Raw genomic sequence first — 14,642 nt, 5'->3', positions numbered from 1 at the left:
CAGTCGCAACCGTGGCGCGGCCCTTCCCAATCGACCGGGGCCATGGGAGGTTTCACGCGAAAAATGCCGGGGAGGAAACGATGACGACAATCTCGATGGTCAATGCAAGGGTGATCGACGGCAGCGGCGTCGACCCGTTCCTGGCCACGATCGACATCGTCGACGAGCGCATCGTCGCGGTGACGCGACAGGATGGCGCTAGCGCCGGTCCGACTCGAGGCGCTTCTGCCGACGCAACCGTCATCGACTGCACGGGCCGCACGGTGATGCCCGGGTTGACCGAGGCGCATTGCCATATCTCCTTCAACGATATCGTCTCGATGGAGGCGGTGGTGGCGATCCAGCCGGAGGACCACGCGCTGATCTCGCTCGCCAACGCGCAGATGCTGATGGAGCGCGGCTTCACCAGCCTCTACAGCGCCGCCGCCGCCAAGCCCCGGCTCGACGTCGCGGTGCGCAACGCGATTGCCGCCGGCCTGTTTGCCGGCCCGCGCATCCGCGCTGCCAGCCAGGAGATCTCGCCCTCGGGCAACCTCGGCGACATCGACACCAACTACCTGCAGCTTCCCCGCAGCCTTGCCTTCGCGATCACCGCCGACGGCGCGGACGAGTTCACCAAGGCGGCGCGGCTGGCCGCCCGCGACGGCGTCGACAACCTCAAGGTCAACGTTTCCGGCGACCGCGACTGGGGCCACATGCATGCCGACGACCAGACGACGGTGATCGCCGAGGAAGAGGTCGCGGCGGTGGTCGCGGTGGCGCGCCCGCGCGGGCTGATGGTCTCGGCCCACTGCACCAGTTCCGAGGGCGTCAAGATGTGCGTCCGGCAGGGGGTGCAGGTGATCTACCACGCAGTCCATGCCGACGAGGAGGCGCGCGACATGCTGGAGGCCGCGAAGGATCGCGTCTTTGTCGCACCGGCGCTTGGCCTGCCGCTGACCATGCTGCGCGAGGCCGCCGACTACGGCTTCAAGTGGCCGGCGTCGCGCTATGCCAGCCTCGAGCAGGAACTGGAGACGACGCGGGCCTGCATGCGCGATCTCCACAAGCGCGGCGTCCGCGTCCTGCCGGGCGGCGATTACGGCGCCTTCGTCACCAACCCGATGGGGACCAACGCCCGCGACCTCGAACACTTCGTCGACTTCGTCGGCTTCTCGCCGATGGAAACGCTGGTCGCGGCGACGAAGCACGGCGGCGCACTGATGCAGCGCGGCGAGGATCTTGGCCAGATCCGCGAAGGGTATCTGGCCGACCTGCTGATCGTCGACGGCGACCCGCTGGCCGACATCCGGGTGCTCCAGGATTTTGACCGGATCGAAGCGGTGATGATCGGCGGGCGGTTGGTGAAGGACCGGCTGGGCGAGAGGCGGGGCGTGGAGCGGCGGGAGGCGGCGGAGTAGGCGTGGCGCTGCTGATGTTGTGATGGATCTTCGCGCGGGGAGGGGCGTGCGCCCCCTCCACCATGCTGCGCATGGTCCCCCTCCCCCGTAAACGGGGGAGGATAAGCCAGGGCGACGTTGGTGGACTTCACCATGCGACGAGGTGGAGCGGCGGTCGCGCGGTCTAGCGTCCTTCGAGGCCCGATCGCCTGGGCGATCGAGCGCCTCAGGATGGCGGGGTGTGCGCAACGACCCGCTTTCGATCGGGCACACACCCCCGTCATGCCCGGGCTTGACCCGGGCATCCATGCCATCGCGGTGCCGCTTCCGAGAGCGTGTGGCGTTGGCATGCCCGTCATGACGTGGATGGCCGGACCAAGCCCGGCCATGACGGTGGGTCGGTTCTGGAGCGGCGGAAACGGGATCCCCGCTTGCGCGGGGATGAGCGGGTGGGCCGTGATGGCGCGGAACTGGCAATCGCCTGGGCGGAGGCGCGATCAGGTGGGCGTCAGGGCCTTGTGCGCTGCCTCGGCGAGGGTCGTGTCGCGCTGCTGTCCGGCCTTGTTGAACAGGTGAATCGGCATGTCGGGGTCTTCCGCGAATTCCAGCAGGGTTTGCAGGGCCGATAGCTGTGGTGTCACGAAGGCATCGTCGGGGTCCCCCGGGTAGCCTTGGGAGAAGGACCACATTTCGGTAACGGTGATCCGGCCGAAGGCGGCGTTGGCGATGGCGGCGGCGCACTGGATGGCGTTGACGTCCTGGAAGGCGGCTTCCTCGATCTTGACGCCGGCGACCAGCGTGCCGTCCGTCAGCTTGAGGACGACGGCGTCCGAGGTGCCGGACGCGGCATTGGCCGATTCCAGCGACCGGAGCCAATCGAAGATTTCGGCGGATGTCGGCGCCAGGCCGGTGCGGACCAGCCGTTGCTCGATCTCGGCAGCGGTCGGGGCCGGCGGCAGTGTCGCGTCGTCCTCGGCGGCCGCGGGGCGGAACTGGCGGAAGCTGAACTGGTCGGGGAGGTAGCGGCCCATGGTGGTGGTCGAGGCCGATCCGTTCAGGGCGACCGAGTGGATGACGACGTCCTCGCTGGCGAAATTGGCAATCTGCTGGCGGCATTTGCCGCAGCAGGAGACCTCGACATTGCCGAGCGGATTGTCGGTGCCCTTTTCCAGGCCGCGCGGCGCGCCCATCACCCAGCCCTCGACCAACTCGGCCTTCCTGCCGAGCGCTACGACCATCGCGGCGATCGCGCCCTCCTCGCCATGGGTGCTGACCCGGTGATCCGGATTCTCGACATTGACGCCGGCGAAATAGAAGGTGTCGGCGGCGCCGAGACGCGCCCTGAAGACCGACGTGACGTCAAAGCCGGATTCGATCGAATAGGGCTTGCCGCGCAGGTCGCGCAGCCAGTCGCCGATCTCGTCGTCGGTCAGGGGGCGGTCGGCTTCGCGAAAAATGGTCATGTCTGCTCCAGAATCTGCGACCTCAACTTCGGCACACCGCCGCCGGTCGTCAACCGGAAAGGATGATGCCGGTGTCGCGCCGGGCGTCATCGGTCGGGCAGGGCGAAGTGCGCCGGCGGCCCGGTGCGCTGTGGAAACACGTCCGGAATTGGCCTCGGCACGGCTCCGGCGGGCTTGGCAAGGCCTGCCGGGGGCTTCATGGTCGCGCCATCACGCCATCCGGGGGGACTGACATGCCGACCGATATCGAGATCGCCCGCGCGGCGAAGCCACGGCCGATTGCCGACGTGGCGGCCGGGCTCGGCATTCCGGCGGAGGCGGTGTTCGCCTACGGGCCGCACAAGGCCAAGATCGCGCTGCCATGGCTGACCGGGCTCGATCGGCCGCAGGGCAAGCTGGTGCTGGTCACGGCGATCTCGCCGACGCCGGCCGGCGAGGGCAAGACGACGACCACCGTCGGGCTCGGCGACGCGCTGAACCGGATCGGCAAGAAGGCGGTGATCTGCCTGCGGGAACCCTCGCTCGGGCCTTGCTTCGGGATGAAGGGCGGGGCGGCCGGCGGCGGCCATGCGCAGGTCATCCCGATGGAGGAGATCAACCTCCACTTCACCGGCGACTTCGCGGCGATCGCCGCCGCCAACAACTTGCTCGCCGCGATGGTCGACAACCACATCTACTGGGGCAACGCGCTCGACATCGATGCGCGGCGGGTGACCTGGCGGCGGGTGGTCGACATGAACGACCGGGCGCTGCGCGGCATCGTCTCGTCGCTCGGCGGCATCGCCAACGGGTTTCCGCGCGAGGACGGCTTCGACATTGTCGTGGCGTCGGAGGTGATGGCGATCTTCTGCCTCGCCACCGACCTCGACGACCTGGTGGCGCGACTGGGGCGGATCGTCGTTGCCGAGACCCGCGACGGCGAACCGGTGACGGCGAAGGATCTCAAGGCCGACGGCGCCATGGCGGTGCTGCTCAAGGACGCGCTGGCGCCGAACCTGGTGCAGACGCTGGAAGGCAACCCGGCCTTCGTCCATGGCGGGCCCTTCGCCAACATCGCCCATGGCTGCAACTCGGTGGCGGCGACGCGGGCCGGGCTCAAGCTCGGCGACTATGTGGTGACCGAGGCGGGCTTCGGCGCCGATCTCGGGGCGGAGAAATTCTTCGACATCAAGTGCCGCAAGGCGGGGCTGCGGCCCGACGCGGCGGTGGTGGTGGCGACGGTGCGGGCGCTGAAGATGCATGGCGGCGTGGCGCGTGGCGACCTCGGCAGCGAGGACGCGGCGGCAGTGACGCGCGGGGCGGTCAACCTCGCCCGCCACCTGCAGAACGTGAAACGCTACGGCGTGCCGGTGGTGGTGGCGATCAACCGCTTCGCCGCCGATACCGAGGCGGAAATCCGCGCCGTCGAGGCGGCGGCCGAGGCCGAAGGCACGACGGCGATCGTCTGCACCCACTTCGCCGATGGCGGCAAGGGCGCCGAGGCACTGGCCGAGGCGGTGGTCGGGCTGGCGGATTCCGGCGCGGCCGATTTCGCGCCGCTCTATCCGGACGGCATGCGGCTCCTCGACAAGATCTCGACCGTCGCCGTCAGCCTCTACGGGGCGAGCGAGGTGGTCGCCGACAAGGCGATCCGCGACCGGCTCGCCCGTTTCGAGGCGGCGGGCCATGGCGACCTGCCGGTGTGCATGGCCAAGACGCAGTATTCCTTCTCGGCCGATCCGGCGCTGATGGGGGCGCCGTCGAACCATGCGGTGCCGATCCGCGAGGTGCGGCTGTCGGCCGGGGCCGGCTTCATAGTCGTCATCTGCGGGACGATCATGACCATGCCCGGCCTGCCGCGCCGCCCGGCGGCGGAAGCGATCCGCCTCGACGCGGACGGGAATGTCGAGGGGCTGTTCTGATGGCGGGCAAGATTTTCCGCATCGTCTGCTATGTCGCGCTGGCGGTGGTCGCCGGCAGCATCGTCGCTCTCGCCGCGGCGACGGCCTTTGGCGGCTGCACGCAAAGCGGGGAGAGTGTCGCGTGCACCTCGTCGCTTGCCCAGCATGCGGCGAACGGCGCGAACATGGTCTTGCTCACAACCGTCTTCACCGGCCTGCCGATGCTTCTCGCCCTTGGCGGCGTCTTCTTCCTGGCCCGAGCCGGTATCCGGAGTGTGCTGCAACGCTGAGGCGCTGCGTCCGGCCGAATCGGCAAAAAGGTCACGCTGCGACGAACTTGCGTCCGGGGGCGTTGCGGCGAGTCCGGCGTGTGGTATGAGCCTCCCGCCCGCGCGAATAGCGGGCCCGGCGAATCAACAAGCCGGTGGAACGGATTGTCGGGCCGGCACGGCCGAAGCCCGACACGAGGGGGCAAATGCGCAGTATTTTCCTGAGACTTTGCGGCTTCGTTGTCGCAACGCTGATCGCAACCGCCGTCCTGGCCGTTCCCTACCTTACCATCCAGTAGACCGCCTGGTTTCACGGGCCGATCGACGCGACGCGCGTCCGCTGGTTTCCGCGCCATCAGTAATGACGGGCGAGGTGCCGGCGCGCGGTCCCGGCGACGTCCGGGGCCGGGTCGGCGGCCAGGCGTTCGAGCACCGGGCCCATGCCCTCGACGGGATCGTCGATCTCGGTGGCGCACATCATCGCAATCCAGGCGTGGCCATGGTCGATGAGCCGGGCGACGAACGCCGGATCGGCGGCGTAGTGCTCGTGGACGTGGAACCACAGCGCCTGGGCGTTGGGGATGTAGGGGGGCGTGTCGTCGGGTGCCAGGCAGGCGACGATCCAGTCGTCGAGATCGAAGCCGGCCGCCGCAAGTCTCCCGTCGTCGGTTAGGGAGGCGAGGCCCCGGCCCGACGTGTCGAAGCCGTTGACAAAGCCGCCGGCGATCGCTGCGCGGTTGACCGGGTGTTCGGCGAGACGGTTCAGCAGCGTGGCGAGGTCCGGCGCGTCGGGATAGCCGAGAACGCCGGCCGCGCATAAGGCACCGAGCCAGCGACCGGCCCCCGCCGCCACCATCGGGTGGGGATCGTCGAGCAGCGGCAGCACATCGCGCTGGCATTCGGACCATGACAGCGGCTCGGCCTTTTCGGCCCGGTCAAGCAGGATGCCCGCCGTGCCGATGGCCGCGACCGTGCCGGGGACGCCGATCCCCCGCGCCTCGAGCCCCTCGGCCCAGCAATGGACAATCGGCTGGAACACCGGATAGCCGAGGCGCGCGACGTCCCAGCAGAACTTGAAGTGGCCGGCGGGCTCCGTGGCGAGGTTTGCTTCCTGGCGGTCGAGATAGGGCCGGATGCGCTCGGCCGCAGTCCGCGCGTCGAAGGGGATGACGAGGCGCGGCGGTAGCTGGCTGTCGTCGAGACCTTCCGGAATCGGCCGGCCGCGGGCGCGCAACCGCTCGATCCGGCGGGCGATCCAGGCGCGGGTCGTGGCGTTGCGATCGACCATCGTCCGCTCGACGACGTCGGCGGCGACGGCGACAAGGTGTCCGGCGCGCCATTCGGACAGGTGGGGCTCGAGCGGGACAGGCGGGCCGGCCGTCGCGATGCCGAGGAGGCGGTAGCAGACGGTATAGAGCCGGGTCAGGTCGCCGGCCGTCACGTCGGCGGGCACCACCAGCGCACGGAACAGGCCGATCAGGGTGTCGTAGTCGGGAACCGGCGCCGCCAGCGCAGGCTCGAATGCGTCCAGCACCTCCTGGATCGGCTTTGTCATGACTGCCTCCCCCACCGCCTCGCCGCTTGCCACCTCGCGACCGGGTTATCCAACCTTGAAGTCGGTGGTCTGGGCAAGCGAAGCCGGTCACACTGCGGGCCTGCGGTCCGTGACGGGGCGGGGGTTGCCGATCGGCGGCGGTGGCCCAAGTTGTGACAAGGCCGGGCAGGCCGGCGAAACAAGGAGACCCCGCGATGAAGACCCTTTCGACAACGGTCCTGGCCGTCGTGGCGCTTGCCGCCGCCGGTGGCGCTGCGCTTGCCCATCACGGGTGGTTCTGGACGGACGATGGCGACTTCGTGCTCGAAGGGACGATCGAAGAAATCTACCTCGGCAACCCGCATGCGACGCTGAAGGTGATGGCGGAGGGCGAGCTCTGGCATGTCGACCTGGCGCCGCCGTCGCGCACCGCGGCGGCGGGTTTCGTCGAGGGTGTCGCGGCCGTCGGCGACGAGGTGATCGCGCTCGGCCAGCGCTCGGCGGATCCGGACGAGTTGAAGATGAAGGCCGAACGGCTGACCATCGACGGCGTCAATTACGACGTTTACCCCGACCGCGTCGGCTCGTAGCCTCGGCGGCATGGAAAGCCTGCTGGTGGCGATCGGATCGTCCGACATCGCCGCCTTCATCCGCGGGTCGCGCTGGGTCTACCCGCTCATCAACGCCACGCACATTCTCGGCGTGTCGCTGGCGGTCGGCACCATCATCGTGCTCGACGCGCGGATCTTCGGGATCGGGCGATCGGTGCCGCTGTCGACGGTGGCGCGCTTCCTGATCCCCTTCACCGTCACCGGCATCCTGCTGGCAGTCGCCGCCGGGCTGCTGCTTTTCTCGGTCAAGCCGCACGACTATGCCGGCAACCCGGTCTTCCAGCTCAAGATGGCGCTGCTGGTTCTGGCGCTGGCCAATGCGACATTGCTCAGGCGGCGATCCCTGCATCGGGCGGAGGCCGACCGCGTGCTGATTATCGGCGGGGCGGCGTCGCTGGTGCTGTGGACCGGGGTGCTGTTCTGCGGCCGGCTGATCGCCTTCGTCGGCTGAGCCCAGCTACATCTCGAAGGGCAGGCTGAGCAGATTGGTGACGAAGATGCGCAGCATGATCTTCGACTGGGTCGGCGGCAGCGCGGCGGCGAAAGACGGCCAGTCGGCCTCGACCAGCGCCTTGGCGTCGGCGCGGGCCGCCTCGAGCGCGCCGGATCGCTCGACCAGTGCAATGCCCTCGGCGAGGCCTGCCTCGGACATTCTCAGGTCCGTGTCGTCGAGGATGGCGATCAGTCGCGCCCGGTCGTCGCCGTCGAGGCGAGCGATCGCCTTGTGGGTGACGTAACTCGCCTTGCCGGCGGCGATATCCTCGCCGCGCACCTTGCCCCAGCGCGGCGCCTTCGTGAAATTGTTGACGTCGTCGACCACCTGGAAGGCGACGCCCCAGCTCTCGCCGAAGCGGGTGCAGGCGGCGCGCAGCGCCGGGTCCGCGTCGGCGATGATGCAGACGATCTCGGAGATGACGCGGACGGCCGCGGCGGTCTTGTAGGCATGGGCCTGGAGGATCTGGCCGGCGAGGTCTTCCGACCGCCAGAAGGCGTCGCCGCGCGGATGGCCGGGGCGCGACCAGTGGAGGTCCTGGGCCTGGCCGAGATGGGCCTGGACGAACATCGTGACAATGACCCGGTAGATCTCGTCGCGCTGTGCCGGCGTCAGCTCCGGGTGCTCCGACAGGGCGAGCAGGGGGAGGAAGTAGAGCTGGTTGCCGGCGTTGATCGCGGTCGGCAGCCCGTAGCGACGGTGGATGGTCGCCTCGCCGCGCCGGGTCTCGGACCCGTCCTCGATATCGTCGACGATGACCGAGCCGTTATGAACGAATTCGGGAATTACCGAGATCAGGGTCTCGTAGGGCGCGACGTCGATGCCCAGCGCATCGAGCAGGATCAGCCCGTAGACCGGACGCCAGTGCTTGCCGCCGCGACCGATCAGGTCCCAGACCGGGGTGGCCAGCATCTCGGTCTGCGCGCCGCAGTCGAAGGACCAGCGCGGCGCGCCGACATAGGCGGCGAGCTGGCGGTCGTCGAGGCGTTCGGGGAGGAAGGTGCGCAGGGTGTCGTCGATGCGGTCGACCCAGCGGCGCTGCCACGCCTCGGTGTCGAGGGCGAAGCCGTAGCCGTTGAGTTCGAGCCGGGCGCGGCCGGTGGCGGGCTTGCCGCCGACGGTGCCTTCGACACGGCCGACACCCTCCCAGATGCCGTTGATGACGCCGAAGACCGGAATCTCCTGGTCGTCGATTGCCGGGCTAAAGACGAGGTCGACGCCGAGCGACGGAATGGCGATGTCCCATTCGACCGGGTAGTCGATCATCGATCGCCGGCTCAGCCACCGACGCCGCTCGGTCAGGTCGACATCGTCGACCATCCGTGGCGGCGCGCCGGGGGCATAGAGCACGGCAAAGCGGCTGACCGGTTCCATGGTGCGCATGTTGCGGCGGACGCCTATCATCAGGTCGGCGCCATCGGCGAGGTTGATGCCGAGCCAGTCCCAGCCGAGGATGTCGCCGCCGTCGTCGCGGGTCTTCAGCCAGCCATAGTCGCCCCACTGATGGTCGATCCAGGCCTCGCCGGTGACGGCGGCGCCATCGACCACGCCGGTCAGGCTAAGGCGCGGGCAGCTCTCATAGGCCATCGCGCCGAAGGGACGGGGGCCGTCGCCTTCGGGCTCGCGCAGCCAGGCGGCTTCAGGCGTCAGGCGCAGGTCGCAGAGCGTGCCGGTATCCGGCATGCGGAAACCCAACGTCAGGTCGTCGCCCCGATGGGCCAGCGACAGGTCGCCCCATGACAGGCGCAGCGGGTCCGCGGCGATGGCGACCGGGTCCGGCAACAACCGGATCGGCGACGGGACGCCGTCGCGGGCGATCTCGGCGGTGTAGGCGGCGATCAGGTTCGGATCGACACCGGCCTCTTCCAGTTCATCACCGGCGGTCGCGACGAAATGATCGACGAGTTCCGGCGAGACGTGGCTGGTGGCGGTGTGCCTGCCGGTGGCCTCGTCGTAGACCGACAGCAGCAGCATGTGGCCGTCGGCATCCTCCGGACGCGGGGACTGCCGGAAGACGGACAACATGAACTGCCGGCGTCCGACGGTCGCGCTTGTCACATGCCCGTGGACGAACCACCACTCGAGCGATGCCTCCCGGCGCGGCGAAAGATCTGGATTCACGAAACGATGCCCCCCGGCATTAAGCAGGATCATCTGATATCGCAGCGACCGGGGAAAGTAATGGCTTAATCTCCCGGCAGAAACGGCGGCTTAACCACCGTAATCGGCGTGTGGTTCAAATCCTGCGCAATTCCCGGTACAGTCTACCATCCGGGCCGTGACCTCGGCAGACCTCAGACATCGGTAGCGACATGACCGATCGTGGACCTGACGACACAGCAGACCCGACGGCGCCTCCGCCGCCTGAGCCGCGCCCCGAGGAGCGGGCGCCGGGCTCGGTCTTTGCCGGGATCGGCCTCGGCCATGCCGGGCTGTGGCTGGTGCTTCTCTACGTCGTGTTCGTCTCGCTCGTCGTGCTGTCGCTCGGCGCCCACCAGCTGCAATACTCGATCCGCGCCTACCGGGCCGAGGAGGGCAAGTCGCTGCCGCTGTGGGCGGTCGCGCAGATCTATACGAACTGGATCAAGGCCGAGCGGCTGGTCGACGATGTCGAGGGACGGCTGTGGACGGCGCGCTACGATCTCGAGGAGATGAACAAGAAACTCCACAACATGCGCCAGGACGACGAGAGCTCCCAGGAGGACGTCATCGCCTTCGGCAAGCTCATCGATCTCAAGCAGGCTGAAATCAACGTCCTCGATACCCGGCTGACGACGGCGACCGAACAGCTCGGCCACGTCCTCGTCTTCCAGACCAAGCCGCTCGACCCGATCGTCGGCGATTTCATCAGCGCTCTGAAATTCTTCCGGAATATCGAGGAGAATGACGACGAGATCTTCGGCATCGTGCCCGACCTCTCGTCGCTGCCGCCGGAGGTGCTGACGGTGATCCTCGTGCTGTCGATGGGGGCGCTCGGCGGGACGATCCACCTGACGCGACTCTATTTCGACCGACGAAGAGACCGCGAGGCGACGCGCCTCAGCATCGTCAAGCGGGTCGGTTACTACGTCTTCCGGCCCTTCCTCGGGGCGATCACGGCGTTGTCGGTCTATATCCTGGCCAAGGCAGGCGTGCTGATCGTATCGACGCCGGCCGATACCGGATCCGGCGCGGCGCTCAGTCCATTCTTCGTCTCCTTCCTCGGCATCGTCTCCGGTCTGCTCGCCGAACAGGCGCTCGACACCATCCAGACGGCCGGCCGCAACTGGTTCTCGGCCAGCCCGCAGGGCGGGCCGGAGCGCTGGGCCTACCGGGTGAAGGAATTCATGGTGACCAAGGAAAAGCCGGCACTGGCCAATGCGCTCGGCACCTCCGGCGAGATCCTCAACAGCTGGATCGACGAGAAAGCGCCGGTGCCGGAGAAGGAGCAGGCGATCATCGCCGCCTGGCTCAAGAAGCCGCCCCGCGACCTGTTCACCGACATGCCGCCGGCGGCCCGCGCGTAGGTGGCGGTGCGCGATCGTCGGGGATTCAGATCTTTGCCACGCAAAAAAATATTTGCGTGGCAAGCCGATGTTGATAAGCTTGCCACGCAACAATATTATTGCGTGGCAAAAAAGCCTTGGCCGAAATCGTTCGCCGACATTCATTAACAGCGCAGGCCGCCTACCACGATCTGGTCTCGCTGCTCCTCGACGACGCCGTTTCCGATATCCGGGGGAAGCCGACATCCCGGATCCGCGGCGGGCGAACCTATTGGTACGATCGCTACCGGATTGGCTCCGACATGAAGGAGCGCTACCTCGGCGAGGATTCCGATGCGCTGCGCGTCCGCATCCAGCAATCCGCGATCTTGAAGCAGGCAGAAAGTTCGCGACGGGCCGAGCGAGCGCGGCTGGTGCGACTCCTGCGCGGCGAGCGCTTCCTGGGCATGGATGGCAAGACGGGAAGTCTCGTCGCCGCTCTGGCAAAGGTCGGCGTTTTTCGTCTTGGCGGTGTGCTGGTCGGCACCGTTGCTTTCCGCGTCTACGAGGGGGAACTTGGATTGCGCCTTTCCCTCGATCAGGCGGCGACGACGAATGACATCGACATCGCGAGCTTCGAGAAGCTGTCGCTCGCGCTGGACGACACCGTTCTGCAATCGCTTGACGAGGTTCTCGGTGATTTCGAGTTCACTTCGGTGCCGAGCCTGGATCGCGGCAAGGTTTGGCGCTGGAAGCAGCGCAATGGCGAATCGCTGATCGAATTCCTGACGCCATCATTTCAGGAAAGCGAGGGAATTCGCGACCTGGCGGCGCTCGGTGTCAGCGCGCAATCGTTGCACCATCTCAATTACCTTATCGCCGAACCGATTCCCGCCGCAGCCGTCTATCGCGACGGCATCCTCGTTCGGGTGCCGCGGCCAGAGCGCTTCGCCATCCACAAGCTGATTGTCTCGGACCGGCGCCGCAATGGTCCCGACCGCGCCAAGGCGACCAAGGATCTTATGCAGGCGGAACTCCTCATCGCGATTCTCGCCGAGGACCGGCCGAGCGATCTTTCGGCGGCTTTCGAGGATGCGATGGAGCGGGGTCCTCGCTGGCGGGAACGAATCGGGCGAAGTCTCGAGCGCTCCCCGGTCTCGGCCAGGCTGATCCAGGAGAGCGGTCGATAGGCAGCGCGCCGTGGTTTGACCGTTCGGGCTTTTCTTTCAAGGGCCGGGCGGTCATCGTCGGCGTGGGAATCGAGCCCGACAATCGAAGATTCGGAGAAAAGGTGCCTGCCGCGCAGACGGTTTCCGTCCTCCTGCCCGTCGCCGTTGCCGGGACCTACAGCTATGGCGTTCCGGCCGAGTTGACGGTCGCGCCCGGCGATATCGTCGCGGTGCCGCTTGGCACCCGCGACGTGATCGGCGTCGTCTGGGACGATCCGCCGGACGCGGAGATCGGGCATAACCGGCTTCGGCCGATCGTCGAGAAACTCGACGCGCCACCGCTGCTCAAGGACCTGCGCGCCTTTGTCGACTGGATCGCCGACTACACGCTGACGACGCGGGGCATGGTGCTGCGCATGGTGCTGCGGGCGCGCGGCGGGCTGGAGCCGGAGCCGCCGATCGTCGGGGTGCGGCTTGCCGGGCCGCCGCCGGAGCGGATGACGGCGGCGCGGCAGCGGGTGCTTTCGGTTCTGGAGGATGGCGGGGCGTGGTCGAAATCGGGCCTGGCCGCCGCGGCGTCGGTCAGCACCGGTGTGGTCGCCGGGCTGGTCGAGGCGGGGACGCTGGCGGCGGTCGCGATGCCGGCGCGGCCGGTGGCGCAGCCGCCCGACACCCATCACGCGGTGCCGGTACTGAATACCGAGCAGCAGGCGGCGGCGGACGCATTGCGCAAGGCGGTCGCCGATGGCGGCTTCTCGGTGACGCTGCTCGACGGCATTACCGGCTCGGGCAAGACCGAGGTCTATTTCGAGGCGGTCGCGGCAGCGCTCGACGCGGGCAGGCAGGTGCTGATCCTGATCCCGGAGATCGCGCTGACCGGGGCCTTCCTCGAACGCTTCGCGGCACGCTTCGGCACCGCCCCGGCGGAATGGCATTCGGAGGTCGCGCCGCGGCTGCGCGACCGGGTGTGGCGCGGCGTGGCGACGGGCGCGATCCGGGCGGTGATCGGGGCGCGGTCGGCGCTGTTCCTGCCGTTCAGGGAGCTTGGCCTGATCGTCGTCGACGAGGAGCACGACCTCGCCTACAAGCAGGAGGATCGCGTCTTCTACAATGCGCGGGACATGGCGGTGGTGCGGGGGAAGCTGGCCGGATTCCCGCTGGTGCTGTCCTCGGCAACGCCGTCGATCGAAAGCCGGGTCAACGCCGATTCGGGGCGCTACCGGCGGATCGTGCTGTCGGATCGCTACGCCGAGGCGAAGCTGCCGGAGATCGCGTCCATCGACATGCGGGCAAATCCGCCGGAGCGCGGGCGGTTCCTGTCGCCGCCGCTGGTCGCGGCGGTGGCCGAGACGCTGGAGCAGAAGCAGCAGGCGCTGCTCTTTCTCAACCGACGGGGCTATGCGCCGCTGACGCTCTGCCGGACCTGCGGTCATCGCTTCCAGTGCCCGAACTGTTCGACATGGCTGGTCGAGCATCGGTTTCGCGGGGCGCTGCTCTGCCACCATTGCGGCCACTCGGAGCCACGGCCCGACCATTGTCCGAACTGCGGCGATACCGAGAGTCTGGTGGCGGTCGGTCCCGGGGTGGAGCGGCTGGCCGAGGAGGTCGCGGCGCGGTTTCCAGAAGCGCGGACCATCGTCATGTCGAGCGACATGGCCGGCGGCATCCAGCGCCTGCGGCTCGACCTGCAGGCGATCGCCAAGGGGGAGGTCGATATCGTCATCGGCACCCAACTGGTCGCCAAGGGGCACAATTTTCCGCTGCTGACGCTGGTCGGGGTGGTCGACGGCGACCTCGGCCTGGCCTTCGGCGACATGCGGGCGGCGGAGCGGACCTTCCAGCTCCTCAGCCAGGTGACCGGCCGGGCCGGGCGGGCCGGCGGGGCGAGCCGGGCGCTGCTCCAGACCTATGCGCCCGAGCATCCGGTCATCCGCGCGATCGTCTCCGGCGACCGCGAGGCCTTCTACACCAGCGAGATCGCGGCGCGGCGGGCGGCCGGTCTGCCGCCCTTCGGCCGGCTGGTCGGCATCGTCATCTCCGGTATCGACCGCGGCGAAACCCAGGCTTATGCGGGCGCCTTCCGGCGGGCCGAGCCACGGGCCGAATCGATCCAGGTGCTGGGGCCGGCGGAGGCGCCGCTGGCGGTGATCCGCGGCCGGCACCGGTTCCGGCTGCTGGTCCAGGCGCCGCGCAATACGGATATCCAGACGTTCCTGCGCGACTGGCTGGCGGCGGCACCGCGTCCGCGCGGGAACCTGCGGGTGCAGATCGATATCGACCCGCAGAGCTTCATGTGATCGAGGCGATCGGGCGCGCCCGGGTTTGCCTCCGGTGCAGGCAAAGGAGGCGACTTTCGCTGCACCGCGACAAGTCGACCGGA

Annotated in this window: 11 protein-coding genes; 8 read left to right on the top strand and 3 right to left on the bottom strand. The window is 68.3% G+C overall.

What is annotated here, in order from left to right; translation table 11 throughout:
- Nucleotides 1-80: 80 nt before the first annotated feature.
- On the top strand, nt 81-1,400 hold the full coding sequence (locus tag BLT60_RS01750; RefSeq protein ID WP_090874485.1) for an amidohydrolase family protein: 1,320 nt from the start codon (nt 81-83) through the stop codon (nt 1,398-1,400).
- A 476-nt stretch (nt 1,401-1,876) separates the two neighbouring features.
- On the opposite strand, the gene BLT60_RS01745 is transcribed toward BLT60_RS01750, so the two are convergent.
- On the bottom strand, nt 1,877-2,842 hold the full coding sequence (locus BLT60_RS01745) for a hypothetical protein (protein ID WP_090874484.1): 966 nt from the start codon (nt 2,840-2,842) through the stop codon (nt 1,877-1,879).
- 233 nt (nt 2,843-3,075) lie between these two features.
- Between BLT60_RS01745 and BLT60_RS01740 the strand changes: the two genes are divergently transcribed.
- Nucleotides 3,076-4,743 (top strand): formate--tetrahydrofolate ligase, encoded by a 1,668-nt coding sequence (locus BLT60_RS01740; RefSeq protein ID WP_090874483.1) that lies wholly within the window; start codon nt 3,076-3,078, stop codon nt 4,741-4,743.
- On the top strand, nt 4,743-5,012 hold the full coding sequence (locus BLT60_RS01735; protein ID WP_090874482.1) for a hypothetical protein: 270 nt from the start codon (nt 4,743-4,745) through the stop codon (nt 5,010-5,012). Before BLT60_RS01740 ends, BLT60_RS01735 begins: the two co-directional genes overlap by 1 nt.
- Nucleotides 5,013-5,346: 334 nt before the next feature.
- Here BLT60_RS01735 and BLT60_RS01730 read toward each other — a convergent pair whose 3' ends face one another.
- Nucleotides 5,347-6,546 (bottom strand): hypothetical protein, encoded by a 1,200-nt coding sequence (locus BLT60_RS01730; RefSeq protein WP_139167734.1) that lies wholly within the window; start codon nt 6,544-6,546, stop codon nt 5,347-5,349.
- A gap of 194 nt (nt 6,547-6,740) precedes the next feature.
- Here BLT60_RS01730 and BLT60_RS01725 point away from each other — a divergent pair, with 194 nt between their 5' ends.
- Together BLT60_RS01725 and BLT60_RS01720 are read left to right on the top strand one after the other, a co-directional pair.
- Nucleotides 6,741-7,115 carry a DUF6152 family protein gene (locus BLT60_RS01725; protein WP_090874480.1) on the top strand — a complete coding sequence of 125 codons (375 nt, stop codon included), beginning with the start codon at nt 6,741-6,743 and terminating at the stop codon, nt 7,113-7,115.
- A gap of 25 nt (nt 7,116-7,140) precedes the next feature.
- Nucleotides 7,141-7,587, top strand: coding sequence for a hypothetical protein (locus tag BLT60_RS01720; RefSeq protein ID WP_139167733.1), 447 nt, complete (start codon nt 7,141-7,143; stop codon nt 7,585-7,587).
- A 6-nt stretch (nt 7,588-7,593) separates the two neighbouring features.
- Here BLT60_RS01720 and BLT60_RS01715 read toward each other — a convergent pair whose 3' ends face one another.
- Entirely contained in the window at nt 7,594-9,750 is a 2,157-nt protein-coding gene (locus BLT60_RS01715) for a polyprenyl synthetase family protein (protein ID WP_175478244.1), read from the bottom strand.
- A gap of 191 nt (nt 9,751-9,941) precedes the next feature.
- On the opposite strand from BLT60_RS01715, the gene BLT60_RS01710 reads away from it, so the two are divergent.
- From BLT60_RS01710 to BLT60_RS01700, 3 genes are all read left to right on the top strand, one after another.
- The gene (locus BLT60_RS01710) at nt 9,942-11,135 is read left to right on the top strand and encodes a coiled-coil domain-containing protein (protein ID WP_090874477.1); all 1,194 of its coding nucleotides are present in this window, start codon (nt 9,942-9,944) and stop codon (nt 11,133-11,135) included.
- Nucleotides 11,136-11,251: 116 nt separating this feature from the next.
- Nucleotides 11,252-12,283 (top strand): nucleotidyltransferase family protein, encoded by a 1,032-nt coding sequence (locus tag BLT60_RS01705; RefSeq protein WP_342028557.1) that lies wholly within the window; start codon nt 11,252-11,254, stop codon nt 12,281-12,283.
- Between the two features lie 101 nt (nt 12,284-12,384).
- A complete protein-coding gene (locus BLT60_RS01700; protein ID WP_090874912.1) occupies nt 12,385-14,559 on the top strand; it encodes a primosomal protein N' in 2,175 nt (724 codons plus the stop codon).
- Nucleotides 14,560-14,642 lie beyond the last annotated feature (83 nt).

The organism is Bauldia litoralis, from assembly GCF_900104485.1.
In the GTDB taxonomy this organism is placed as follows: Bacteria; Pseudomonadota; Alphaproteobacteria; order Rhizobiales; family Kaistiaceae; genus Bauldia; species Bauldia litoralis.
Note: the sequence above shows the minus strand (reverse complement) of the source record. Positions and strands in the feature narration are given on the sequence as shown.

Excerpts from the sequence above, each read along its gene's own strand:
- BLT60_RS01740 (WP_090874483.1), top strand. The coding sequence starts at position 3,076 with ATGCCGACCGATATCGAGATCGCCCGCGCGGCGAAGCCACGGCCGATT.
- BLT60_RS01735 (WP_090874482.1), top strand. The coding sequence starts at position 4,743 with ATGGCGGGCAAGATTTTCCGCATCGTCTGCTATGTCGCGCTGGCGGTG.
- BLT60_RS01750 (WP_090874485.1), top strand. The coding sequence starts at position 81 with ATGACGACAATCTCGATGGTCAATGCAAGGGTGATCGACGGCAGCGGC.
- BLT60_RS01745 (WP_090874484.1), bottom strand. The coding sequence starts at position 2,842 with ATGACCATTTTTCGCGAAGCCGACCGCCCCCTGACCGACGACGAGATC.
- BLT60_RS01725 (WP_090874480.1), top strand. The coding sequence starts at position 6,741 with ATGAAGACCCTTTCGACAACGGTCCTGGCCGTCGTGGCGCTTGCCGCC.
- BLT60_RS01710 (WP_090874477.1), top strand. The coding sequence starts at position 9,942 with ATGACCGATCGTGGACCTGACGACACAGCAGACCCGACGGCGCCTCCG.
- BLT60_RS01730 (WP_139167734.1), bottom strand. The coding sequence starts at position 6,546 with ATGACAAAGCCGATCCAGGAGGTGCTGGACGCATTCGAGCCTGCGCTG.